The 25568-nt window shown below is 36.4% G+C and carries 21 protein-coding genes, 2 pseudogenes and 1 riboswitch; of the genes and pseudogenes, 12 read left to right on the plus strand and 11 right to left on the minus strand.

What is annotated here, in order from left to right; genetic code table 11:
- Positions 1-27: 27 nt before the first annotated feature.
- A riboswitch (TPP riboswitch) is annotated at positions 28-138 on the plus strand.
- Between the two features lie 167 nt (positions 139-305).
- The 5 genes from ACVWXS_RS18790 to ACVWXS_RS18810 are packed head-to-tail and all read left to right on the plus strand — an operon-like array spanning position 306 to position 3847.
- Entirely contained in the window at positions 306-1319 is a 1014-nt protein-coding gene (locus ACVWXS_RS18790) for an ABC transporter substrate-binding protein (RefSeq protein WP_456959635.1), read from the plus strand.
- A 1-nt stretch (position 1320) separates the two neighbouring features.
- Positions 1321-1611 (plus strand): thiamine-binding protein, encoded by a 291-nt coding sequence (locus ACVWXS_RS18795; protein ID WP_402991780.1) that lies wholly within the window; start codon positions 1321-1323, stop codon positions 1609-1611.
- Positions 1611-2381, plus strand: a complete 771-nt coding sequence (locus ACVWXS_RS18800) for an ABC transporter permease (RefSeq protein ID WP_456959664.1) — start codon at positions 1611-1613, stop codon at positions 2379-2381. The genes ACVWXS_RS18795 and ACVWXS_RS18800 overlap by 1 nt, the downstream gene beginning before the upstream one ends.
- Positions 2359-3108: an ABC transporter ATP-binding protein gene (locus ACVWXS_RS18805; protein WP_456959638.1), complete on the plus strand. Its 750-nt coding sequence runs from the start codon at positions 2359-2361 to the stop codon at positions 3106-3108. Before ACVWXS_RS18800 ends, ACVWXS_RS18805 begins: the two co-directional genes overlap by 23 nt.
- Positions 3098-3847, plus strand: a complete 750-nt coding sequence (locus tag ACVWXS_RS18810; protein ID WP_456959640.1) for a TatD family hydrolase — start codon at positions 3098-3100, stop codon at positions 3845-3847. Before ACVWXS_RS18805 ends, ACVWXS_RS18810 begins: the two co-directional genes overlap by 11 nt.
- Positions 3848-4123: 276 nt before the next feature.
- Here the strand turns inward: ACVWXS_RS18810 and ACVWXS_RS18815 are convergent, their stop codons facing one another.
- Positions 4124-5542: an aminotransferase-like domain-containing protein gene (locus ACVWXS_RS18815; protein WP_456959641.1), complete on the minus strand. Its 1419-nt coding sequence runs from the start codon at positions 5540-5542 to the stop codon at positions 4124-4126.
- 112 nt (positions 5543-5654) lie between these two features.
- Here ACVWXS_RS18815 and ACVWXS_RS18820 point away from each other — a divergent pair, with 112 nt between their 5' ends.
- The 3 genes and pseudogenes from ACVWXS_RS18820 to ACVWXS_RS18830 all read left to right on the plus strand — a co-directional run.
- The gene (locus ACVWXS_RS18820; RefSeq protein WP_456959643.1) at positions 5655-6599 is read left to right on the plus strand and encodes a DMT family transporter; all 945 of its coding nucleotides are present in this window, start codon (positions 5655-5657) and stop codon (positions 6597-6599) included.
- A gap of 74 nt (positions 6600-6673) precedes the next feature.
- Positions 6674-7336: an MBL fold metallo-hydrolase gene (locus tag ACVWXS_RS18825; RefSeq protein ID WP_456959644.1), complete on the plus strand. Its 663-nt coding sequence runs from the start codon at positions 6674-6676 to the stop codon at positions 7334-7336.
- 85 nt (positions 7337-7421) lie between these two features.
- Positions 7422-7674: pseudogene (locus tag ACVWXS_RS18830) on the plus strand (DUF5360 family protein); the annotation flags it as partial.
- Between the two features lie 55 nt (positions 7675-7729).
- On the opposite strand, the gene ACVWXS_RS18835 reads toward ACVWXS_RS18830, so the two are convergent.
- The 5 genes from ACVWXS_RS18835 to ACVWXS_RS18855 form a co-directional block, all read right to left on the minus strand.
- The gene (locus ACVWXS_RS18835; protein WP_068984303.1) at positions 7730-7912 is read right to left on the minus strand and encodes a hypothetical protein; all 183 of its coding nucleotides are present in this window, start codon (positions 7910-7912) and stop codon (positions 7730-7732) included.
- A 98-nt stretch (positions 7913-8010) separates the two neighbouring features.
- Positions 8011-9555: a solute symporter family protein gene (locus ACVWXS_RS18840; protein ID WP_456959665.1), complete on the minus strand. Its 1545-nt coding sequence runs from the start codon at positions 9553-9555 to the stop codon at positions 8011-8013.
- An 8-nt stretch (positions 9556-9563) separates the two neighbouring features.
- Positions 9564-9902 carry a DUF485 domain-containing protein gene (locus tag ACVWXS_RS18845; protein ID WP_368634858.1) on the minus strand — a complete coding sequence of 113 codons (339 nt, stop codon included), beginning with the start codon at positions 9900-9902 and terminating at the stop codon, positions 9564-9566.
- 487 nt (positions 9903-10389) lie between these two features.
- Positions 10390-11943 carry a solute symporter family protein gene (locus tag ACVWXS_RS18850; RefSeq protein ID WP_427497537.1) on the minus strand — a complete coding sequence of 518 codons (1554 nt, stop codon included), beginning with the start codon at positions 11941-11943 and terminating at the stop codon, positions 10390-10392.
- A complete protein-coding gene (locus ACVWXS_RS18855) occupies positions 11944-12279 on the minus strand; it encodes a DUF485 domain-containing protein (RefSeq protein ID WP_456959647.1) in 336 nt (111 codons plus the stop codon).
- A gap of 569 nt (positions 12280-12848) precedes the next feature.
- On the opposite strand from ACVWXS_RS18855, the gene ACVWXS_RS18860 reads away from it, so the two are divergent.
- The 3 genes and pseudogenes from ACVWXS_RS18860 to ACVWXS_RS18870 all read left to right on the plus strand — a co-directional run bounded on the left by ACVWXS_RS18860 (position 12849) and on the right by ACVWXS_RS18870 (position 15894).
- Positions 12849-13436, plus strand: a complete 588-nt coding sequence (locus ACVWXS_RS18860) for an SCO family protein (RefSeq protein WP_456959648.1) — start codon at positions 12849-12851, stop codon at positions 13434-13436.
- A 152-nt stretch (positions 13437-13588) separates the two neighbouring features.
- Positions 13589-13913 (plus strand): annotated as a pseudogene (locus ACVWXS_RS18865) (cupin domain-containing protein); the annotation flags it as partial.
- A gap of 499 nt (positions 13914-14412) precedes the next feature.
- A complete protein-coding gene (locus ACVWXS_RS18870) occupies positions 14413-15894 on the plus strand; it encodes an Lsa family ABC-F type ribosomal protection protein (protein ID WP_456959649.1) in 1482 nt (493 codons plus the stop codon).
- Positions 15895-17723: 1829 nt separating this feature from the next.
- Here the strand turns inward: ACVWXS_RS18870 and ACVWXS_RS18875 are convergent.
- Genes ACVWXS_RS18875 through ACVWXS_RS18895 form a run of 5 tightly spaced genes read right to left on the minus strand, consistent with a single transcriptional unit; the run spans position 17724 to position 23974 of the window.
- Positions 17724-19352, minus strand: coding sequence for an amidohydrolase (locus ACVWXS_RS18875; RefSeq protein ID WP_456959666.1), 1629 nt, complete (start codon positions 19350-19352; stop codon positions 17724-17726).
- Between the two features lie 31 nt (positions 19353-19383).
- Positions 19384-19665, minus strand: coding sequence for a cupin domain-containing protein (locus tag ACVWXS_RS18880; protein WP_068984293.1), 282 nt, complete (start codon positions 19663-19665; stop codon positions 19384-19386).
- Positions 19666-19704: 39 nt separating this feature from the next.
- Positions 19705-21159: an MATE family efflux transporter gene (locus ACVWXS_RS18885; protein WP_456959651.1), complete on the minus strand. Its 1455-nt coding sequence runs from the start codon at positions 21157-21159 to the stop codon at positions 19705-19707.
- Between the two features lie 42 nt (positions 21160-21201).
- A complete protein-coding gene (locus ACVWXS_RS18890) occupies positions 21202-22674 on the minus strand; it encodes an aldehyde dehydrogenase family protein (RefSeq protein ID WP_456959653.1) in 1473 nt (490 codons plus the stop codon).
- A gap of 13 nt (positions 22675-22687) precedes the next feature.
- Positions 22688-23974: an NAD(P)/FAD-dependent oxidoreductase gene (locus tag ACVWXS_RS18895; protein ID WP_456959654.1), complete on the minus strand. Its 1287-nt coding sequence runs from the start codon at positions 23972-23974 to the stop codon at positions 22688-22690.
- Between the two features lie 182 nt (positions 23975-24156).
- On the opposite strand from ACVWXS_RS18895, the gene ACVWXS_RS18900 reads away from it, so the two are divergent.
- On the plus strand, positions 24157-25389 hold the full coding sequence (locus ACVWXS_RS18900; protein WP_456959655.1) for a MerR family transcriptional regulator: 1233 nt from the start codon (positions 24157-24159) through the stop codon (positions 25387-25389).
- Positions 25390-25568 lie beyond the last annotated feature (179 nt).

Below are 25568 nucleotides of genomic sequence, written 5' to 3' on the forward strand. Positions count from 1 at the left end.
TTATAATAATCACGAAAAGTTCATATGGAAAGAATGTAGGGGGGCTGGTAGTTGCCAGCTGAGATTGTGTCCGATAGACGCTGACCCTTTGAACCTGATTTGGCTCGTACCAGCGTAGGGAACATCTATTCAAAAAAAGAAAATTTTTGATACTGTTTGTAAAACGTCTGGGGGAATCCTAGGCGTTTTTTTATGTTTTTGTTATATGCGATAACCTTGGGTGCATACTGACTGTGGATACGCTTTCTTCTGGTTAAAACATTCGTTCATGAACACTTTCAAATTACTTCCTAGGAGGATTCAGCATGAAAAAATGGTTATTGATCCTAGTGGCTGCGCTTTTAACACTTGTGGGCTGTAGCGAAAAAGAGGAGACAAAGGATACTAAGGATAAAAACGATGCGAATGCATTAAAAAAGGTATCGGTCGTGCTAGATTGGACACCAAACACAAATCACACAGGATTATATGTAGCGGAAAAACTTGGTTACTTTAAGGAACAGGGCTTAGATGTTGAGATTTTATTACCTGGCGAAACGGGTGCAGATCAGCTAGTGGCGTCTGGTAAGGCACAGTTTGGTGTAAGCTATCAGGAAGGAATTACACAGGCACGTGTGCAGGGTGTACCTTTAGTATCAATTGCAGCGATTATTCAACATAATACTTCTGGCTTTGCGTCAATAGCATCTAAAGGGATTAAGTCACCTAAAGATTTTGAAGGGAAAACATATGGTGGTTGGGGTGCACCAGTTGAACAGGCTGTCCTACAATCACTTATGCAAACAGAAAATGCGGATATTAATAAGCTAGATATTGTGAATGCAGGCGATTTAGATTTCTTCACAATGATGCAAAAGGATATTGATTTTGCGTGGATTTATTATGCGTGGACAGGCATTGAAGCAGAACTTCGTGGTGAAAAGCTGAACATGCTTTATTTAACAGATTATAGCGATCAGCTTGATTATTATACGCCTGTACTTGCTACGAATGAAAAAATGATTAAGAATGATCCAGATACGGTAAAAGCATTTGTCGCTGCTACTACAAAGGGCTATGAATATGCGATAAGTCATCCAAGTGAGGCAGCTGATATTTTATTAGAAGCGGTACCTGACTTAGATAAAGAGCTTGTGCATAAAAGTCAGGAATGGCTAGCAAATAAATATCAAGACGATGCCGCTCAATGGGGTGAGCAAAAGCTGACTGTTTGGGAAAACTACGCTAAATGGATGGCTAGCAACAAAGTTTTAGAGGGCGAATTTAACGCAGAACAAGCATTTACAAACGACTTTTTACCGAAAAAGGAGACAAAATAGCATGGCAAACTCATTAGTAAGCGTACAAATTATCCCGAAAACTGAAAAATATGAAGATGTGATCCCTTATGTCGATGCAGCAATTGCTATTATTGACGCTTCAGGAGTGAAATATGAAGTACACCCGCTCGAAACGACGATGGAGGGTGAGCTATCGACTTTGCTACAAATCATTGAAAAAATGAATGTTAAAATGATTGAACTTGGTGCGATCAATGTTATTACACAAGTGAAAATTTTATTTCAGCCATCAGGTATTACAATGGAGACGTTAACGGAGAAATACCATTGATGAAGTCGGCAATAAAACAAGGAAGGACGATAATTTTTATCGCCTTCCTCTTATTCATATGGGAACTAATTGTCCGTTTTGCAGACGTTCCTCATTGGTTATTGCCTGCACCGAGTGCCATTTTGAAAGAAGGTTTTCAATCGTATGATACGTTCTTGCCGCATGCGTTAGCAACTGTTCAATTAGCACTTCTAGGTCTTGCCATCGGGATATTGTGCGGGCTGACGGTTGCTGTGATATTACATCGTTTTACGTTTATTCGGGAGCTATTTTATCCTATTCTCATTATGTCACAGAATGTTCCTGTGCTCGTCCTAGCACCGTTATTAATCATTTGGTTTGGGTTTGGTTTATTGCCAAAGCTTATTATTATTTGTCTCGTGTGCTTTTTCCCCATTGTGATCTCGGCGATGGATGGCTTCCGTCAAACCTCGCCAGAGCTGAAGTATTATTTTGAGATGATTGGTGCGACGAAAGCACAAACCTTTTGGAAGCTTGAATGGCCGTACGCATATCCAGCGATTTTTTCAGGCATTAAGATTGCGGCAACCTATAGCGTTATGGGAGCTGTTATTGCCGAATGGCTAGGTGCGAAAAAGGGGATTGGTGTCTATATGACATTGGCACAGTCTTCATTTCGAACAGACCGCGTATTTGTAGCGATTTTTGCCATTGTTTTTTTAAGTTTACTATTATTTAGTGTTATTCGATTAATAGAAAAGCTTGTCGTGAAGGGGAGAGGATTACATGCTCAGCATTCAAAATATTGATAAATCATTTGATTCTCTTCAAGTTATTCGTAATTTATCTTTTGAAGTGAAAGATGGGGAATTTGTTGCGATTATTGGTCCGTCAGGAAGTGGGAAAAGTACACTCTTTCAATTAATTGGTGGTGTGTCTTCCATTGATAAGGGAGCTATCTTATTAAACGGTACAGATTTCCAGCGAAAAAGAGGGACGATTGGCTATATGCCTCAGCAGCCATGCTTACTGCCGTGGCGTACGGTAGTAGAAAATGTCACGATTGTTGAGGAGTTGCATCAAAAACCGAATATAGATCGAGCCAAGGAATGGTTAGACAAAGTGGGACTTGCATCGTTTGAAAATGCGTATCCAAATGAGCTATCTGGCGGTATGCAACAACGGGTATCATTTATTCGTGCTATCGTCAGTGATAAGCCCATATTATGCCTAGATGAGCCGTTCTCTGCACTTGATGAATTGACAAGGCTTGAAATGCAGGCGTGGCTTTTATCGATATGGGAGGAATACCGAAAATCAATTCTATTTGTGACGCATAGTATCGAGGAAGCGCTTTTTTTAGCAGATCGCATCATTGTCTTAACGAAACGACCAGCTACGGTTAAAAAAGAGATACTCGTTCCTTTTGCTAGACCGCGAACAGAGGAAATTCGCCATTCCGCAACGTTTACTGCTTTAAAGCAACAGTTATTTATGTATTTAAAAGAAGAAAAGGATGACGTAAATGTTGATTGATGCGCATATTCATTTAGAGCAGTATAAGGAAAGTGCTATACCGGCTTTGCTAGAGGAAGCTGACCATGTGATTGCCGTGAGCATGAACCTTCAATCGTGTGAAAAAACGTTGAAGTTGTCGAAAACCTATGCAAAGATCAAGGCTGCATTTGGTTTTCATCCTGAACAAGCGTTACCGAGTGCTGAGGAGGAAGAGGCTTTATTTGCTTGGATACGCCAACATGCTCATGATATGGTAGCGGTTGGTGAAATCGGGTTACCTTATTATTTGAAACAAGAGAAGGCTATTGATAATCGTCCGTATGTGGCATTGTTAGAACGTTTTATTATGCTGGCGAAGGACTTACATAAACCAGTTGTTTTACATGCCGTTTATGAGGATGCGGCTATTGCTTGTGATTTGCTGGAAAAGCATCATGTAACGAAAGCACATTTTCATTGGTTTAAAGGCGATGACAAAGTGATTGAACGGATGATTTCTAATGGGTATTTCATTTCTGTCACGCCTGATTGTACGTATGAAGCGGAGATTCAACAGCTTATCAAAAGATACCCAATCGAGCTGATGATGGTAGAAACCGATGGACCATGGCCGTTTGAAGGTCCTTTTAACAATAAACGGACGTCTCCTTGGATGATGAATCATTCTATTGAGGTTATTGCTTCAATCAAGGGGCTTACAACGGAGGAAGCGGCCTGTATCATCACGAGAAATACGAGAATATTTTATAATTTATAGCAAAAAACACAGCTGTTTTTTTAAAGAGTAGCTGTGTTTTTTTTAAAGTAATAGAATCGCTGATAAAAGTGCCAGAATCGCTGATAAATCTCGAACATCGCTGATAAAAGTGCCAGAATCACTGATAAATCTCGAACATCGCTGATAAAAGTGCCAGAATCGCTGATAAACCCTCGAACATCGCTGATAAAAATATTAGAATCACGATAGCCTTAGAGCAAAATAGGAAGACAGGCTCTATATAGCTTTGCAAACCTTTAATCCAAGTCCCACCGCTCACTTAGAAAGAGAATTTGCCACTGAAATAAACCTTTTTACCCCTTCGCTTAGTTGTTTTTCATTTGCGTAAGAATAGCTTAAACGTATCCAGGATGATAGTTGTTTTAATGGATCACAAACTTGACCTGGCACAAAGGATATAGATTGTTCGATACTTTTGGTTAATAATAATTCAGTTGGAAGTGTATCTGGGAGTTGCACCCATAAATTAAGACCGCCTTCTGGACTGGTCCATTTCCAACCTGTTACTGCTAGCTCTTCCTCCATGATTTCCTTTCGAATTTGTAGGGCGATCCGGATTTTCTCCAAGTGCTGCTGCAATCTTAGTGATGAAAAGTAATGGAGAAAAATTTTCTGATTGAGGAGTGGTGAGCCATTATCAGCTAACGATTTTACTGCTAGTAGTGAATTCATTAACGATGATTGACAAATAACAGCCGCAATTCTCAAACCAGGTGAGATATATTTGCAAAAGCTTCGGATATAAATGACTGTCCCAGCAGTATCATATGTGTAAATTGGTGGTGGAGGGGCATGATCAAAATAGATGTCGTGATAGGCATCGTCCTCAATTAATAGACATCGATATCGTTCAGCTAATTCTACTAATTGTTTGCGCTGCTCAACTGATACAGTATAACCAGTCGGGTTATGGAATGTTGGGTTGAGATAAAATAGGCGTGGTTTATATTGTTTCATATATAATTCGACCTGCTGTAAATCGTACCCGTCTGGATGGATATCAACTGTTACAATCTGTGCTCCTTGTGCTCTAAAAGTATCAATCGCAGCACTATAGCTTGGACGTTCAAATAATACGACGTCTCTTGGCTTAATGAAAGTTTGAGCAATTAAGTGAATCGCTTGCTGTGAGCCAGAAGTGATTAAAAGATCATCTACATGGAGATGAGTTTTATACTGGTTGATAAAATATTGAGTAAGTGTTTCACGTAACTCTAAATCACCTTGCACAGTTGAGTAGGTTGCAAGTACTTTTGGATAAAGATCAAACACTTTCTTCACGTAATCTGAAAAATAATGGTTAGGCAAAAGGTTTGGATCAATTAACGCCTGAGAAAATTGATAGGAAACTGGTGATTGATGTATTTCAGATAAATGATTTTTTTGTACGTATGCAGAAACAATTGGATTGTCTAGATCTAGATATTCAAGATTATTCGTCACATTTGATTGGACAAAATAGCCAGCTTTATCTTTTACATAAACTTTGTCATGCTGTTTCAGTAATTGATAAGCCTTTAAAACAGTTAATCGATGAACACTCATTTCAGATGCTAATTGCCGGACGGAAGGAATCTTTTCGTGTTCTTTCCATTCTTTACGTTCTATGCGGTGCAGTACATAATCATATACTTTCTTAAAAAGATAATCTCCATTTTGAATCACTTTGCTCACATCGTTTCCTCCTATTCAAAAACGATTGTACCACGTCCAATCTAATCTGTTCTATCTTTCTCAATCTGTTCTACTGTCTTTCTTTTATGATGGAAAAAGAGGAGGAGTTTATATGGTTATAATAAATTATTTCTTTATGTGTTTGATTTTTGGAACGACATTTTTAGCGATTAAAATTGGTGTTGATGCAGGAGTGCCTCCATTTTTATCAGCTGGACTTCGTTTTTTCATTGCTGGTTTGCTGCTATTTAGTTTTATGATTTGGAGAGAAAAAACGACAATATCGTTATTATTTCGGAAAGAGATGTTTTTTACAGGAGTAGGTTTAACCTTTGGGACGTTTGCCACATTATACTGGGCAGAACAGTATGTGACATCAGGAATTGCAGCTGTCTTATCTGCTACAGGTCCAATGATGATCATAGTTATTCAGACATTCATATTGAAGCAAAAAGGAAATTGGCAATCATTCATTGGTTGTGTCGTCGGAGTTATTGGTGTCATGCTCTTGATCCTACCTAGTTTTTCGATTGAGATTAGTCCCTACTGGATGGTTGGTTGTTTCGCTATTATATTGGGTGAAGTTTTTTACGCATCTGGAACGATTTATTCGAAGCATGTCATCCGAAAATTTGAAACGACATCACCGATTGCTTTAAATGCAGCGCAAATGATGCATGGTGGGATTTTATTAATCATTTTGTCATTTTTCACCGAGAACATTCAGCTTGATTATCTTTTAAGCCCAGCTTCAATTGGCTCTCTTCTTTATTTAACTATTTTTGGTTCAATGATCGGCCATAGCATTTATTATTGGCTTGTCTCACGGACAAATCCTGTTTTTCCTTCTACATGGCTGTATATCTCACCATTAATTGCCGTTATGTTAGGTGTTACCTTTTATCATGAATATATTTCTTGGCTAACAGGCATAGGAACTTTGACGATTATTGTAGGCACAGTTTTAGTCAATTTCGAAACATTACGGAAGCTGCTTTGGAAGAAGGGGACTGTTCTTCAGGATGTTAAAAATGAACCTACTAGACTTCAAAATTAGCTTTATTTTTTCGACGATCTTATGTAACCCACTCTTTTACATCAATAAAATCTAATGATAGAGGAGCTAAAGTTATGGAAATTTCTAAGGGAGTAGAGATGCTCCAGCTTGAGTTTCACAGAAATATTATTCATCCCACTCTTTTATGGGATCAAGAAATGGCTGTTTTAATTGACACGGGGTTCCCTAGTCAAATTGAAGATTTACGCGTGGCAATGGAAAAGGTAGGAGTGTCGTTCGACAAACTAAAAGTTGTCATTTTGACGCATCAGGATATAGATCATATAGGTAGTCTTCCTGAGATATTACAGGAATGTGGAAGGAATATTAAAGTTTATGCTCACGAACTAGATAAGCCTTATATCCAGGGGGATTTACCTCTTTTGAAAGACGGGCACATAGAGAATCCGCCGAAGGGAAAAGTGAATGATACCTTGATTGACGGCCAAGAACTGTCGTATTGTGGCGGGATTCGTGTCATTCATACTCCGGGGCATACTCCTGGCCATATCAGCCTATATTTGAAACAAAGTAAAACACTAATTGCCGGAGATTCGATGTACAGTGTAGACGGAATAATTAGGGGAATTCATGTCCCAACCGTACTGGATTTAAAAGAGGCTCGACTCTCTTTGAAGAAATACCTTGATCTCGACATTGAATCTGTGGTTTGTTACCACGGGGGATTAAGTAAGGTAAATATTAATGATCAAATGCAAAAAGTAATTTCATATTAAAATTCTGCTATCGGGCACAGTAATTGAACAACTGTTACTTATAAATGAGTGTAAAGAACCTTTTTGAGAAAAAAAGTTAAGGAATATTCAATATAGCGGCGATATACGCTGGAAATGGTCGTTTTTTCCGCTAGATATTTTAATTTCATTTACTGGTTTTATAAGTCTCTATCTTTTTAAAGTTAAAATGAATAGTGGGGAGCATTTGCTTTATTATCTCTGGTACTAACATTTTGCTCAGGACTACAGCCGATTACTTTTTGGACAATAAAGCTTGATTTTGATCTTATGTGGTGGATACCTAACGTTTTCTTTTACTATATCCATTGTACTTTCTGCTGAACTTATTACTGATAATCACCAAGATGTCTCACTACAAACAAAACCCAACCACTAATAATCCTCAGAGTGGTTGGGTTTTCTATGCTTTGTATAATTTTGATCGATGCTTTCTTTTTTCGTTTTTGTTAGTCGTTCATGTGTGCTGAAAGGGGAGAACTGACGATTTTTTTCAACGTCCTTACCTTTCGTGCGCTTCACATGCATGCGTTTCTTTTTTGCTTTTGATTGTGTCATGATCATTACCTCCAACTGGTTTTATAAAAATAGTACCTAATACGGAAGAAAAAGTAAAACCTCGTAAGTATGTAACTTACGAGGTGGTTGTCATATGATTAGTGAGATACATCCTGTACAGAAATACCTGTGTTTGCTTTAACTTCCACTTCACGATATTTTTTGGCATCTGATTCTTTAGAAAGTAAAGTTCCGATGAAACCTCCAAGGAAGCCAAGTGGTACAGAGATAATAGCTGGATTCGTTAACATAATTAACGGTTCACCAACGAAAATTGCTTTTCCTTCAACTGGATTCCAGATGTTTGGTGAAACTGCAACTAGTACTAATGCAGAGATTAAGCCTGTTAACATTGCTGTAACTGCACCAGTTGTATTAAAACGTTTCCAATAGATTGTATAGATGATTACAGGTAGGTTAGCTGAACCTGCAATACAGAATGCAAGTGATACTAAGAACGCTACGTTTAATGTTTGTGCACCAAGTGCTAAAAGGATTGATATAATAGCGATTGTGATTGAACCGATACGAGCTGCAAGTACTTGCTCTTTCTCTGTAATTTTGCCCTTTTTAATAATTTGACCGTAAATATCATGCGATAGGGCAGATGCGCCAGAAAGTACAAGACCAGCTACTACCGCTAAGATTGTTGCGAATGCTACTGCACATACGAATGAGAATAGAATGTCGCCACCAAGTGCTTCCGCAAGAAGTGGGGCCGCCATGTTACCAGCAGCGTTTGCAGCAATAATATCTTCTTTACCAACGAAATAAGCTGCACCGAAGCCTAAGAAGATTGTAAGAATGTAGAAGATACCTACAATCCAAGTAGCCCAGATAACTGATGAACGAGCTGTTTTCGCATCTTTTACCGTGAAGAAACGCATTAAGATATGTGGAAGACCCGCTGTACCTAAAACTAAAGCGATTAACATTGAAATTGTATCAATACCATTTGTGTATTTAAGACCAGGATTCAAATAAGCTGCACCGCTATCAGTAGCAGTTCCCATTTCTTTGAACATTGACGTAATACTAAAGCCGAACTCTTTTAATACTAAGAATGAAATAATGACAGTACCTAACATTAAAAGACAAGCTTTAATAATTTGTACCCAAGATGTTGCCGTCATACCGCCGAATAATACGTAAGTTGTCATCATAACACCAACAATTAATACAGCGATCCAATAATCGATTCCTAAAAGTAATTGAATAAGTGCTCCTGCACCAACTAGTTGTGCAATCATGTAGAATAAAACAATTGTAATAGTGCTTAAAGCTGCTGTACCACGAACTTTAGAGCTGTCGAAACGCGCAGTGATCATGTCAGCTAATGTGAATTTACCAAGGTTACGTAATGGCTCAGCAACGATGTATAATACCACTAAGTATGCTACTAAATAACCAATAGAGAAGAAGAATCCATCAAATCCAAATAATGCAACTGCTCCGGCAATCCCTAAGAAAGAAGCTGCTGATAAGTAGTCACCAGCAATGGCTAGTCCATTTTGCCAGCCTGTTAATCCACCACCTGCAGTGTAGAAATCACTTGCAGAAGAAGTGCGTTTAGATGCCCACCATGTAATAACTAATGTTAAACCAACAATAGCTACGAAGAAGAAGATCGCTGTAAAGCTCATTCCGTTAGTCATCGGCGGCCACCTCCGTTTTCATATTCTTCGATAATCGCCTTTGCCTCTTTATCAAAGTTATTCGCTTTTGCTACATATAAGTGACATAAACTCCAAGTCATGATGAATAATCCTGCTGAATATACCCACACCCAAGTAATTTCCCCAAATGCCTTTTGGTGTAGTATCGTCGTGTACGAAGTAAGAATTGGAAGTAACATGTAAGCTGCTAAAAAGATTGCAGTTATTGACCAAAGAAATGAATTCTTTTTTCGTACCAGTGATTTAAATGATTCTTGATGAGCAATTGCATCATAGTCAATCACGACGGCCTTGTTTGTTTGATTGTTCGCCATTAACATTCCCCATTTTGTGTTTATTTTTACTGCTTAAATGCTAAAATATGCTAGTTTAGTGAATTCACATCTTCATTTTATGAGAGAGTTCACAAAATTGCAATACATTTCAGAAAAATTATGAAAAAATAATTTCCAGAAAAAAAGTCTTGAAAGAGAAAATATACAACAAAGCCTAGAAATTAAAGGGTTATAGAAAATTCAGATAACTAAACAAGTTAGGTCAATTCTAGATTTTAAAGCAAAAAATAGGGTTGCATTTTGAAAAAAAGAATGTTTTTTTCTAAAAAAATAAACACTATTTACTTTGTGAGAATTGTTTTTTCTTCGTTTTTTTTAAAAGTGAATAGTATTGTTCAATAAGTTAATTGGTAAATTTTTTGTAATAAAAATATAAAAAACTCGACCAAAAATCGAGTTTTTTAACATGATATTTTTATTAAAATGGATAAGAAAAATGATAGACATAATTGTAATAATATGGTTATTAATGAGAAACGTCAGAAACAGATACACCTGTATTTGCTTTAACGCGAATTTCTTTATAAATGCGATCTGCTTCTTCCTGTGGTACTTTGTTTGAAGATAGAACAGAGCCTAAGTAACCCGCGATAAAGCCGAGAGGAATCGTAATGACTGCTGGTACTGCTAAAGGCACGATCGGGTTACCAACAAAGATTGCTGCACCTTCAACAGGACTCCATACATTCGGTCCCATAGCACCTAAAACTAAGCATGATACTAAACCAGTTACCATTGCTGTAATAGCACCAGTTGAATTGAATTTCTTCCAATAAATTGTGTAAAGAATAACTGGTAAATTTGCAGAAGCACCAATACAAAATGCAAAGGATACTAAAAACGATACATTCAAGTTTTGCGCAAATAACGCAAGGATAATAGAAACAATGGCAATAGAGATAGAGCCAGTACGTGCTGCTACAACTTGTTGCTTTTCCGTTAATTTACCCCCTTTAATAATTTCACCATAAATATCATGAGAAATGGCAGAAGCACCTGTTAAAACTAAGCCTGAAACAACAGCTAGAATAGTTGCGAACGCTACTGCACCGATAAATGCCATTAGCACATCACCACCCAAGTAGTGGGCAAGAAGTGGGGCAGCCGTGTTACCTGCCTTACTTTCGGCAAGAATTTTATCTAATCCTACAAAGTTTAATGCTCCAAAACCTAAGAAAATAGTTAATGAGAAGAAAATAGCTGTAATCCAAGTCGTCCATGAAATAGAAGAACGAGCAGTTTTGGCATCTTTCACTGTAAAGAAGCGCATTAAAATATGTGGTAAACCAGATGTCCCTAAAACAAGCGCCATCATCATCGAAACAGAGTCAATTGTACTTGTATATTTCATCCCTGGTACAAGGAATTCTTCACCATGTTCCACAGCAACCGTATCAAACATTTTTATAAGAGAGAAATCGAATTTAGCTAATACTAATGTAGCTAATAAGCCTGTTCCGAATAATAGAAGACTAGCTTTAATAATTTGCACCCAAGAAGTAGCTGTCATCCCACCAAATAATACATAAGTAGTCATCATAACACCTACGATTAAAACAGCAATCCAGTATTCAATACCAAATAATAGTTTAATAAGGGCACCTGCACCTACTAATTGCGCAATCATATAAAGGATAACGATGATAATTGTTCCTGACGCAGCAACACCACGAATACGTTTTTCGTTGAATCGTGAAGTAAGCATATCAGCTAAAGTATAACGACCTAAGTTACGCATTGGCTCTGCAATTACATAAAGAAGCACTAAGTTAGCTACTACATAGCCTACAGAGAAGAAGAAACCATCAAAACCAGTTAAAGCAATCGCGCCAGACACCCCAAGAAATGCGGCAGCGGATAAATAGTCACCAGCGATCGCAAAGCCGTTTTGCCAACCTTTAAGGCCTCCGCCAGCAGTATAGAAATCAGCGGCAGAAGACGTACGCTTTGCTGCGATATATGTAACAACAAGTGTTAAACTAACGATTGCTAAAAAGAAACCAACGGATACTAAGTTCATTTATTTTCCACCTTTCGCGTGATACTCTGCAAGCACCGCCGCCGCAGCTTTATCGAATGAAGAAGCTTTTTTCACATAGACTGTACAAAGAACAATTGTCATAATGAATAATCCTGCTGAATAAATCCAAACACCCGTAATATTTCCGAAGACTTTTTGTTGTAGTACAGGTTGGAAAGCAAGGATTGGTAGCAAAATATAAAGTATTAAAAACCCTGCTGTAATCGAGAAAAGGAAGGTATTCTTCTTTTTCACGAACTTGTTGAACGATTCCATAGCTTCAATTGCATGATAATCAACTGATTCTATATGTTTGTTCCTAGAAACATTAGCCATTATTATTCCCCCTAAAGTGTTATATTTCTGTTTTAAACGACAAATTTCTTTTTAAGTCGTCGTTATATTCACTTATTTTATGGGGTAGATTCTTATAATGCAATACTATATTTTGAGTTTTTATAATTTTTAATCTCTTTCGGATTGTGGAAATAACATAGAAATATTAAGGATTTAATAGAAATAATCCGTATAAAAGAGAACGGAATTATCTATAAGAATAATATTATTAAAATAGTTTAATGATAATAATTTCGAATGTGGGAGAAAAAAAGAACATAAAAGAGAATTTTGTGGAAATTGTTATTGTGTCATTAAATAACGGAAGCTCATAAAACATAAAAAAACTTTGTTATACAACAATGAATGTGATGTCTTGGGAAATAATCGAAATAGTAAAAAAAGCTTCAAAAAAATTTTTTAAAAAACATGAATTCTTATGCCAAAATCATACAATGAACAAAGATCTGACATAAAAAAATGAAAGGATATGGTCATAATCTTGTATTTGGTTACTATAATTTATACAATAAACAACGATGGTAAATTGAAGGGGAGTGAGCAAATTAATGAAAAAGAATAGTGTCATGCTTGTTTTGATACTAGCATTAAGTAGCGTGTTAACTGCTTGTGGTAGTTATAAATTTGAACCAAAAATGAATATAGAAGTACAAGATTTTTCGGTAACAAATCAAAAAAATGAACAGGTTAGTCTTGATACTTTTAAAGGTAAGCCATGGTTAGCCATGTTTATCTTTACTAATTGTACTACCATTTGTCCACCAATGACGTTTAACATGACAGAGGTACAAAAGGCACTTCAGGATGAAGGCGTAGAAGACTATCAAATCGTAGCTTTTAGTGTGGACCCTGAGGTTGATAAGCCAGATGTGTTAACAAATTACTTAAAATCATATTCAGTGCCTGATGCAAGTAAATGGCAGCTTTTAACTGGCTATGATCAAAAGTTCATTGAACAGTTTGCAAAGAAATCGTTTAATTCACACGTAAAAAATGATCCTAATTCTGACCAAGTTATACATATGGGAAGTTATTACTTAGTCAATGCTGATGGGATTGTTGTGAAGGATTATAGCGGTAACACAGAAGTACCAGTTGAGACGATTGTGGCAGATATGAAGGCGTTAACTAAGTAAAAAGTGATAACTCAGAGGTTTGAAGGGCCTCTGAGTTATTTTTTTTGCTGTAATTGATAAAACAAAAATCGAACATTCTATTACTACCATAGGAGCAAATTAATTAATGTAGATAAATAAATTTGCTTAAAGTGTCTTTTTCTATTAAAGTGCATACATCAGTAGTTGTTACAGGTAATGAGAAAGACATCAAACAAGAACCATATGGAGGTATGATAGAAGTATTAATCCAAGACTTATAGGAGATGAACATTCGTATTCTTTCATTCAAACCAGGTGCTCATATGGTTACATTGAAACACACGTTCAAGAACATGGTCTTACGTTTTAAGAGGGCGAGGTATGTATAACGTAGACAACGAATGGATGCATGTTGATAAAGGTGTCTACGTCTTTATGGACGCTTATACACCGCAAGCAACTTATGCAATTGGTTTAGCAGTTATAGAATTTGCAAAATTAGATCATGAGGCATAAACATCAGATATTAATGCGACAATTAAAAGTCAATTTGGAATTGATAGGCTTTTGGTCAATTGTATTCCATAAAAAAATTTGTTAAGATAAAAATACAATTATGAGAGGACTGATGGATGGACAATGATTAACTAATCTATATTTTATTTGAAATGAATAACTTCAAACTACAAAATATAGGATTAGTCTGTCCATTTTTATAAATCAGTTTATACTTTGTTGTCATGATTCCAATGGCAAAAAAGAACTTATTTAATATAAGTGAAAGACTAATCCTTCCAATGACAAATTGGGGGGATTTTTTATTCTCTCATAGTAACTTAAATCTAATAAATAAAGGAGGTAGAGAAATGAGCGAATCAGACACGATTGTTACGCATGTAGTACTCCGTATAAGTCGTTAATATCCATCAAACTTATACGGAGAAATTTAGAATAGATGGATGTGCCGACTTTGTATAAAGAGTAAAAAGTGTTGATATACAAAGGAGGAATTATCATGTCAATGATTAAAGTTCAAGATTTAACTTTTTCTTATCCAGGTAGCTTTGACAATATTTTTGAAGGTGTAAACTTTCAACTAGATACGGATTGGAAACTCGGATTTATTGGTAGAAACGGACGAGGTAAAACAACATTCTTTCATTTATTATTAGGGAATTATGAGTATAGCGGGAAAATCACTTCTTCTGTAGAATTTAATTATTTTCCTTATCCAGTTTCGGATAAAAACAAGTATACTTATGAAATCTTTGAAGAAATTTGTCCTCAAGCAGAAGATTGGGAATATCTTCGTGAAATATCCTATCTAAATGTTGATGCCGAGATCATGTACAGACCATTTAATACATTATCAAACGGAGAGCAAACAAAGGTGTTGCTTGCTGCACTTTTTTTGACTGAGGGTCAATTTCTATTAATTGATGAGCCAACTAATCATCTAGACACGGATGCACGAAAGACGGTCTCTGATTATCTAAGGAAGAAAAAAGGGTTTATTTTAATTTCACATGACAGAATCTTTTTAGATGGATGCGTTGACCATATTTTATCTATTAATAGGGCAAATATTGAAGTGCAAAGTGGTAACTATTCTTCTTGGAAGTTAAATTTTGATAGACAACAGGAACACGAATCGGCAACAAATCAGCGTCTACAAAAAGACATTGGGAGATTAACACAGTCTTCGAAGCGTTCAGCAGGTTGGTCTAATCAAGTGGAAGCTTCCAAGAATGGGACGACGAATTCGGGTTCTAAGTTGGATAAGGGTTTTGTAGGACATAAAGCGGCAAAGATGATGAAAAGAGCAAAGAACATTCAATCAAGGCAACAAAAAGCTATTGAGGAAAAGTCAAAATTACTAAAAAATGTGGAAAAAACGGAGACATTAAAAGTAGAACCATTGGAATTACATTCAAAGGAATTGATTGTTTTGGCGGATGTGTCTGTTAAGTACGATGACCAAATTGTGAATAAGCCAATTAGCTTTAAAGTTGAACAAGGTGACCGAATTGTCCTGGATGGAAAGAATGGAAGCGGTAAAAGTAGTATCCTAAAACTAATTCTAGGAAATCCGATACAGCATACAGGTTCAATACATTTAGGTTCAGGCCTCATTATTTCCTATGTCCAACAAGATACTTCTCATTTGAAGGGACTGCTATCGGACTTTATTGAAGAGCATGAGATTGATGAAACGTTGTTTAAATCCATCTTACGTAAGATGGATTTTGACCGAATTCAATTTGAGAAAGATATATCTCATTATTCTGGTGGACAAAAGAAAAAGCTGCTTATAGCCAAAAGTTTATGTGAAAAAGCCCATTTATATATTTGGGATGAACCTTTAAATTTTATTGATATTTATTCACGGATGCAAATTGAAGAGCTTATTCAAAGATTTAATCCCACAATGGTGATTGTTGAACATGATCAGGCATTTCAACAAACAGTTGCAACAAAAACTATAAACATTCGTTAAATGGATAAAGCATCGGTGTAAAAACCGATGCTTTTTTTAACACCATAATAATTGTTGTTTCAGAAATTTTAAAACGAAGAAGAGAACACGGATCATTTCAGAGAAAATTTGATTGGAGGGAAATCGCCGGTTGAAAGTTTCCTAATTGAGCGTAATGATTCATGACATTTGAGCTGTGCTAAGGAACTAGCAACGTGTACAGGCGTTATCTGCATTCAATGAGCTACTGATGTATTTGTGTGAGAGGATTTGGATGGAACCACGGGTAATCAACATATGCTCGTCTTTCAGTAATGGAAGCTATGTGGAAATTCTGGAAGCGGCAATTGAAAAGAAGGGGATTGAAGCTATGAATTGTTAGAGACGAGTGTTCGTAATCAATCCTGAAAAGATAATTAACGAACTATTTATTGATAAATAATTAATAATGTTCGTATTTTATTAGTGAAAATGCTATTTGTCCATCAGCTAGAGACTTCATAAAATGAATAAAACACGAACATTATATATTAGTAATTTCTTTACTGATTAAGGATGTAACGCATTAATAATGAAACACAATTTATTAGGAGAATACATAAAAACTGCTTTAGATAACTATATGTTAAGATCTTCTAGAGAATTGAAACAGCTTCGTAGGCACAGAGAGTTTACTGGGAACAGTTCTTGAGACTGCGTTAGAAATCGAAGAGAAATTCGGTGTGTACTAATGGATTTAGAAAAAGATCTATATAAGTCAGAGATTAGATAAAAAATGGATATAGATGTTTCAATGAATTGCCATGAGAATATGTAGACGAATGAGGACTTATCGATGGACCAATATGTATTGTATATTTAATGGAGTCGATTCATCGATTGACATGCTGTTAAAATTCGAGATCCAAAACTGTTTAATATTCCACCAATTTTTATCATTCCGTCTCAATATTATTAGTATACTTTTCAATGAAACATAACTTCCTATAATTTATATTATGTAAACTAAAATTATTTGGCGTAGAGGAGGGCTTGTATACGCTCCCCATAATAGACAACTGTAAACTTACGAGAACTTCTGGTCTGTTATTACATGAACCTCGGGTCACCCCATTTTTGTACTAAACATCTCGAATTCATTACAAGAACTTCAGGTCTTTAAATTGCTACATCACCACAATGAAAAGCAGCAAAATTATTTTTAACTCTTGCTGCTTTTCATTGTGATTTCTATACAGGCTGTTTTTATTATCGAACTTTATGTTGTTCTGATAGTAAATTACGTATCGTTTTCATAAAATTTAGTGAAAATGTTTGCATTGTTGCTTCTATGTACAAGGACAACTAGTTGATACACATTTACAAAAATACACGAGAATATCATCGATTACATTTATAAACTAGACAAACATGATATTGCATTACTAGATCTACTCCAAACAATTTTAGCTGATATGGATTATGCAGAATTCAACGATAGAAAATTAAATGAGGTGAGGTTTTTTTTCAAACTTTATTACAAATTTTCAATCTTTATTATAAATGATCAAACTCTTTTATAAATCTACATTCTGAATCAAGTAGGCTTCAATTTCCACTAATAAAATGTCACTGAAAACTAAGGGAGATCAAAAAAACAAGGTCTAAATCAGGACGCAAACCACAAATTCTCAAATGAAAGTATAATGGGATTTTGCCTTTTAATAACACAAAAATCCCCGAATAGGTCCACCATTCGGGGTTCCGTTCATAGTAAGGTTCACCGTGATAATTTAATAGGTATAAATCACGAGATTTTTATACATACAAACTGGCGTATAGGAGTATTCAGCATACTATCATTTAATAATCTATACTCGATTTAGTTCCACAAAATTTTCTTTAGAATAGATAATTTCACCATCGATCATAGTTTTTTCTACTTTTAAATCTTTAATTTGGTCTGGGCTGACATTTAAAATGCTGTCATTAAGGACTACTAAATCGGCTAACTTACCAACCTCGATACTCCCTTTTATATCTTCTTCAAAACTCGCATAAGCACCATTCCATGTATATAGTTTTATAGCCTCCATAACACTTATGCATTGACTGGAACCAATATCCATACCCGACTGGCTTTTTCTATTAACAGCAACATGAATTCCTAATAAAGGGTTAATATCAGTAACTGGCGCATCTGATCCACCTGCTGCTATGATCCCCTGATCAATATAATCACGGGCAGCGTACATATGTTGAACGCGATCACCGTAATGCCTTACATAAATCTCTCCGAATTCATACGGAAATGGAGGATTTGGAATCGGTATAATTCCAAGTTTTTTCATTCTTTCTTGTAAATCTGGCGATGAGATTCCTGCATGCTCAATTCGATGGCGATGGTTTGTTCTTGGTGATTCCTCAATCGCCTTTTCCACACAATTTAAATACATTTCAATGGCTTTATCACCTTGTGCATGTACAGTGAGTTGATATCCTTTTTTATGTGCTTCTCCTAAAACTTCATAAATTTCTTCCTCACTTTGATATAGAATGCCATAATTGTTTGGGTCACTGTCGTATGGCTTACGGGTCGCAATGGTAGGCCCAGTGCTACTTCCATCTGTAAACATTTTTGCCGGTCCTACTTTAAATCTTTCATCTCCCGTACCAGTTACTACACCAGATTCCATCATTTTATGGACAAATTCTTGGGAGTTATTTATCTGACATATCATTGCGTATACTCTGACGCGAATATCCCTGCTTTTCACAGCCTGTTGCAGTATGCGGAAACTATCAGGTCCTTGTCCCCCAGCATCATGTACACTTGTTAAGCCCGAAGCAATGAAATGATCTGAAGCAATTTTTACAGCCTGTCTTTGTTCATCTTCTGTATGTCTTGCAACATCGCTCATTTCCATATTTGCTGCTTCAATTAATTTTCCTGTCAATTTCCCTTCAAGATCTCTTTCAATAACTCCCCCGTCAGGATCTGGTGTATTTTCGTTTATTTGCGCTAGTTCAAGTGCTTTACTATTTAAAACACTGATATGGTTACAAGTACGCGATATCATAATTGGATGTTCTACTGAAATTGAATTCAGTTCATCGATTGTTGGATACCTCATTTCCTTTACAGCGGTTTCATTGAATCCAAAAGCCCGTATCCATTCACCCTTAGGCGTCTCTAAGGATTTCTTTTTCAAATCATCTAATAAAACCTTAATGGAATCGATATGCTCAGCTTTACAATTTATCGCCAACTGATTCAATCCATAATACGTTAAGTGAATATGAGAATCTATAAATCCAGGAAGAAGTGTTTTTCCTTGCAAATCGATGACACTCGTTTTTTCTCCTATAAAACTATTAACCTCACTATTTAAACCTACAAAGATAATGCGATTATCTTTAACAGCTACAGCCTCTGTTACTGTATTCTTTTGATCTACTGTGATTACTTCTCCATTAATAAATACAACTTCAGCTTCCACTTTTGTTACTCCCATAGTACACCTCCAATATTTATTTCAAATCAATTTCTTGGTTTAATATAAAATTCTTTTTTACAAGGACAGGACAATCCCATTCACAGACAAGATCTTTAGCTAAAGAAACTACCCATCCCTTCGTAAGATGATATTTTTTTTCGTCAACGGTAATGAACACTTCTCCATCTGTTACATAGAAAACCTCTTGTTCTTCTAGGTGCCACATTCCTTTATCCGTTTCACCTACCCATGGTTCCCACGTATCAACACGTAGTTGTTTAGCTTCTTCCTCTGTTACTTCTTTCGCAAAAAACATTTTTAACATCCCTCTTTCATTTGATAGATTAGCAGAGTTCTATAAACTTAGCTTATTCGTATTCATTTCATTTAAATATTTGAATTCTTTATTCGCACTCATTCCATTTAAATATTTAAATTCTTTTCTTATAAAATAAAGGGCGATGAGTACACCAGGTATTTCTGCAACAGGGGCTGAGTACCAAACACCTTCAACACCCCAGAATTTCGGAAGTATAAACATTAACGGGATCATAAACACTAGCATTTTACTTGCTACAATAAATGTTGCCGTCCAGTTTCGCTCCTGTGCTTCGTAATAGCCAGAAATAAGCGTATTAATCGCATTAAATGTAAACAATAAATTAAAGACGATAGTTGTCCAAACACCTAGTTGATGTAATTCTGGATCTCCGCTGGCGAAAAACGCCACTATTGGATCCGCAAAAATGATAAGCATAGTAGTAGAAATTACAAAGAATATTGTCGTAAAAATGAGTCCGAACTTGATGGCCTCTTTAACACGATCAAAATTACCGGCACCGTAATTATAACTAATGATTGGTTGAAGTCCTGTCATTCCACCGAGCGCTGCTAAGGCAAGCAGGTTTGTAATATAGCCGTTTTGAATAGTGAAAGCGGCTACGTGCAACCCACCACCGTGTTCTTGAAGTAAATTATTCGTGAATATTATGACAAAAAACATCATAACTAGACCCGAGAAAGAGGCAAATCCCGTCCAAGCCACTTCACCGATTTTTTTGAGTTGAATCTTAATATCTTTCATTTTTGGCTTCAGTTTTGTTTTACCAAACCAAAAATATAATATTAGTAGGGCGGGAATTGATTGAGCAATTGTGTTGCCCCATGATGACCCCATCATTCCCATGTCAAGTTTCGTAACCATTACCCATTCTACAACTACTGCAACAACAGCAGCCACTAACCAACTGTTCATGGATAATATAGGTTTTTCATCGATAGTAGTTAAAATACTAAGTACAACAGCTAATATCGTTAATGGCAGTGAAATCCATAATAGGCGGCTGTATTCTATCGCATAAGGAAGAGACTCACTGCTCGCACCAAATAATAGCATCAATTCTTTTTCAAAGATCAATCCTAATACAGCTATCAAAGTAGAGACGAATAGTGTGAACCATAGGGTTTGACCCATTATTGATCTACCTTCTTCTACCTTCCCTTTACCTAGTCGGAGAGAAATAACTGCTCCTGCTCCTACTCCAAAAAGAATCCCTACCATACGAGTAATAACCATGACTGTGAAACCAATTCCGATCCCTTCAATTTCTAAAACCGAAAAATAGCCGACGAAATGACCATCAATAAGGGCAAAAACCCCCAGAATCAAGTTAGCCATGATCCCCGCTAAAGCAAACCGAAAATACAGTGAAGGAATACTTTTTGTTCCTAGTATTGAATCCTTTTCCAAGTTATTTAATACTTCTCCTTGATCTTTCTTTAGAGAAGGGCGATTTTCTTTATCCCCCATAGGCATATCCCCCTAATATTCAATTTTATTAGCAAGTTAACTCTAATTTTCATACCAACCTACAGGCTTAGCTTTCTGATGAATATTAATCTGCTTCAATTCCATAAAGTGTTCTAGTCCAGCAACACCCAATGATCTGCCAATTCCACTTTGCTTATACCCTCCCCAAGGGCTATCAATATAAGCTAAGTGATAACTATTTATCCAAGTAATTCCTGCCCGCAATTTACTAACCACACGTCTTGCGCGATCCATATCTTCCGTAAATACAGCAGCCGCTAATCCATAAATGGAATCATTCGCTTTTTGGACGGCCTCTTCCTCATCTTTAAATTTCTCTACTACAAGAACTGGGCCAAAAATTTCCTCCTTAACAATACGCATGTTCGAATTTACATCTGCAAAGATCGTTGGAGCGACAAAAAATCCTTTATCAAGCCCATTTTCCGTTATGCGATTACCACCGCATACTAATCTTGCGCCTTCTTCAATCCCAACTTTAATGTATTGTAAAACCTCATTCATATGGGCCTCACTTGTAAGTGCCCCCATTTCAATGACCTCACTTTCCCCATTGCCAATTACAATTTTGTTTGCACGTTCTGCCAATCTCTCTACAAACCTACCATAAATAGTCTCATGTACTAGTAAACGTGAAGCGGCTGTACAAACTTGACCTGCATTGTGGAATATGCCGAACATTGCATTTTCGACTGCCGTTTCAAAATCCACATCATTAAATACTATCAGAGGTGATTTCCCCCCCAGCTCAAGCGTGACATTTTTCATATTGCCAGCAGCAGCTCGCAATATGCTTTGTCCCGCTGTTGTTCCGCCGGTAAGGGTTACCTGGTCAACTTCAAAACTCTCAGCAAGCTCGTTCCCCATTTTGGATCCAGGTCCTAAAATCAAATTGGCCACACCTGCTGGAAGACCGACCTCTTCGAAAATTTCAAATAATTTGTATGCGCTTACAGGAGTGACTTCAGCAGGCTTAAGCACAACTGTATTTCCTGCAGCAAGGGCCGGAGCAATAGACTGAGCAGCTATCATAAGTGGAAAATTCCATGGGACAATTAAACCACAAACACCTATCGGCTCCTGAGTAATAATCGTTTCCGAAGAATCCTCGCGGTTATAGGATTTCTCTTTAATAAGTTTGATCTGGTCTCCATAATAGCGGAAGATTTGAATAGTAGCGGGAATATCCACATTTGTCGTTGCACGGATAACCTTACCGTTATTTTCCGTTTCCAAGAGTGCTATTTCTGCCGCCTTTTCTTCAAGACGATCTGCTATCTTATAAAGATAATTCGCTCTTTCATCTGCTGATAAATTTGACCAGATGCCACTATCAAACGCTACACGAGCTGCCTTGATTGCCAATTTTGTATCTTCTACTGTTCCACTAGCAGCCGAAGCCATTACCTCTCCAGTTGCTGGATTTAAAATGTCTTTTCTTCCACCTGATAACGATTCTCTCCATTTCCCATCAATAAACATATCAATTTTCATTTGTATCTCTCCCTTATCTAATTTTATCTAGCACTTTGAATCCGATATGTGCGAGGTTTACCAACATCGTTTTTTGATTATAAAATGGGATTGTTTTTAAACGTTCCTTTTCAAAACGATATCCTCCTGCATCTCCCGTAACAATCCATTGAGCCAATAACTTACCGAACAAAGTGCTAAGCGATGCTCCATGTCCAGAATAACCTGTTGCAAAATAGGCACCTTCTTTAGATCTACCTATAACCGGAAAAGTGTCCATAGTTACTCCAATAAATCCACCCCATTGGTAATCGATCTTGCTTCCAGCCAATTTTGGCATAGTTGTAACCATAGCATTATAAACACTCTGGTAGACGCTATCTCCTAAGTTGGGTCGGATATCCCCCCCTCCAAAAATCATTCGATTATCAGGTGTACGACGGAAATAGTATAAAAAATTGCTTGTATCGAAAACCATACGATCTTTAGGAATAACGGCATTTAACAGTGCTTCCGGAAGCTGTTCTGTAGCAATAATACGTGCTGAAATAGGGAGTACACCTTTGTTTAACTCATTTACGATTTTCCCGGAGTATCCATCTGTAGCCACAATAATATCCCTCGCAGTAACAACCCCATTTGCTGTTACAACTTTCACACTTGATTGGTCATATTCAATTGATAGCGCTTTCGAAAACTCAAAGATTTTTGCACCAACTGATTTAGCGGCTTCTGCCAAACCAATTGCATAGTTCAACGGATGGAATGAGTAGCTTGAATTGTCAACTAAGCAACCATGATAAATTGGAGAATCAATCTCTTCATGTAACTGACTTTTATCAAGTACACTTGATTCATAACCGAAATTTTTATTTAAGTATTCGCTTTCAACTTTCAATCCTTCAAAATGTTTCGCCTTGAAAGCTGTTACAATATGACCTGTCCTTCTAAAATCACAGTTAATTTGATGCTCTTCTATAATTTCTTTTACTAGCTCAACACTAAGTAATGAAAGATTATTTAGTTGTTCCGCCTCGACAGACCCATATTTTTTAGAAAGCTCCTGCATTGTTGGTTTATAGCCTGGTAAGACCATTCCACCGTTACGACCGCTAGCACCATATCCAATCGATTCTTGTTCAAGCACAATAACGCTTCGCCCTAATTTTTGTAAATGATACGCAGAAGAAAGACCTGTAAATCCTGCGCCAATAATAACGACATCTGCCTCTTGATTTCCTTCAAGAGAATTCTCTTTTTTATAGCTGTTTTCAGTTGCTTTCCACAATGAAAGCGTATCCATTCGATCCATTTTATTCATATAGTAATTCTCCTTTGTTGACTGATATGTTAAAATTACCCTAACAATATTCTGATTATTTAAACTTATTAGAGCTATCATAATATTTGGAGCTGACTCAAGGTCAATAGTCTTTTTTTCACTTTTTAGACACATTTCAAAAAAAAAGTGGAGTTACTCCACTTTTTTACTGGGGGGAATCTATGAAAATCGGTACATTTGCAAAGATTTACAATGTTTCAATCGATACTGTTCGTTATTACATCGAACTTGGTTTGTTACTTCCAGACAAAAAAAACACTCAATATCAAATGAATCAATCGAGCCACGATGATATGATTTTTATTGCTAAGCTAAAAAAGCTCCATTTTTCACTGCTAGAAATACAACAAATTCTATCGTATCAGCGTGTTACAAATTTCATGGACCCTGAAGATCTCGTCTACTACAATACCTTGCTAATCGATAAAAAGGACCAGTTAATCCAGAAAAAAGACGAGTTATCAAAGGCAATCCAACTAATTGATAAATCGATTCACACTAAAAATTCTGCGTCCGAAAAGGAATATTTAAAAGGTGTCCCGCTATCCTTTGTAAATATTCTCTATTGTCCAAAGTGCCACATCCCACTTGAAATGAAAGATGTGTCGATTAGTAATAATTCCATTCAAAAAGGTTATTTAACTTGTACTTGTGATTACGAAGCAGTTATTGAAGAAGGTATTATCATCACCGCTAACTTGTATGAGATTTCTCCATACCCGTCCTATTTTTACGACATACAAACAATTAAAGAGATGAATCACGGGATGATAAATTTGTTTGAAAAAAGTAACTTTTGGTTTCAAAAAACACTGCAAAATATAGATTTGAAAAACAAATTAATTGTGGAAACCAACATCGATGCTTTTGTGACACTTCCCAAATATAGTGATAATTTTGACTTGAGTGCATCCTATGTATTCAGTGGCTACTCACTTGAGATGCTCAAGAAGGTTAGAAAAAGGATTGAATGTATCAATCCTTTACTTAACGTACTTTATATTTTGAATTCCGATTTAAACCTGCCATTAAAACCACTTAGTATCGATGTTTTTGTGGACAGTTTTACAACCAATGATTTTTCATTACTCAATCCACAGTTTCCTATACCTATTCTAAAAGACCGTTTCCACAGCGATTCAATTATCGTTGGGGGTTACTCTTATTACGAAAGTTCGTCCAATTCATTGAAAAATATTTCATCCATATATCCAGATTCTCACCAACACATTTTATATCCAAATTACATAGAGGAGAATTTACTAGTCAATGACTTTCAAATAACACAAAGCGATAATATCGGTTATTGTACAGATCCTGGACCTTTTTTTGATTATCATGTTAAGGATGAAAAGTTCCACATGTTAATGTATTTAGCCCGTTCGGTAATGTAGAAGATTAAAAGGACACATCTCGCCCATTTTAGAGCGAAATGATGTCCTTTCTTCCTTTCTTATCTACTAAAAAAAGTCCTAAAATGACTAGTTTATCTCATGCCCAGACTTTTAGTAGAAGGTGTGTTGTATTTAGCGCTTACTTTTAAATAATACAAAATCTTATTGCATTCTTCTCC

Source organism: Lysinibacillus sp. TE18511 (genome assembly GCF_054062295.1).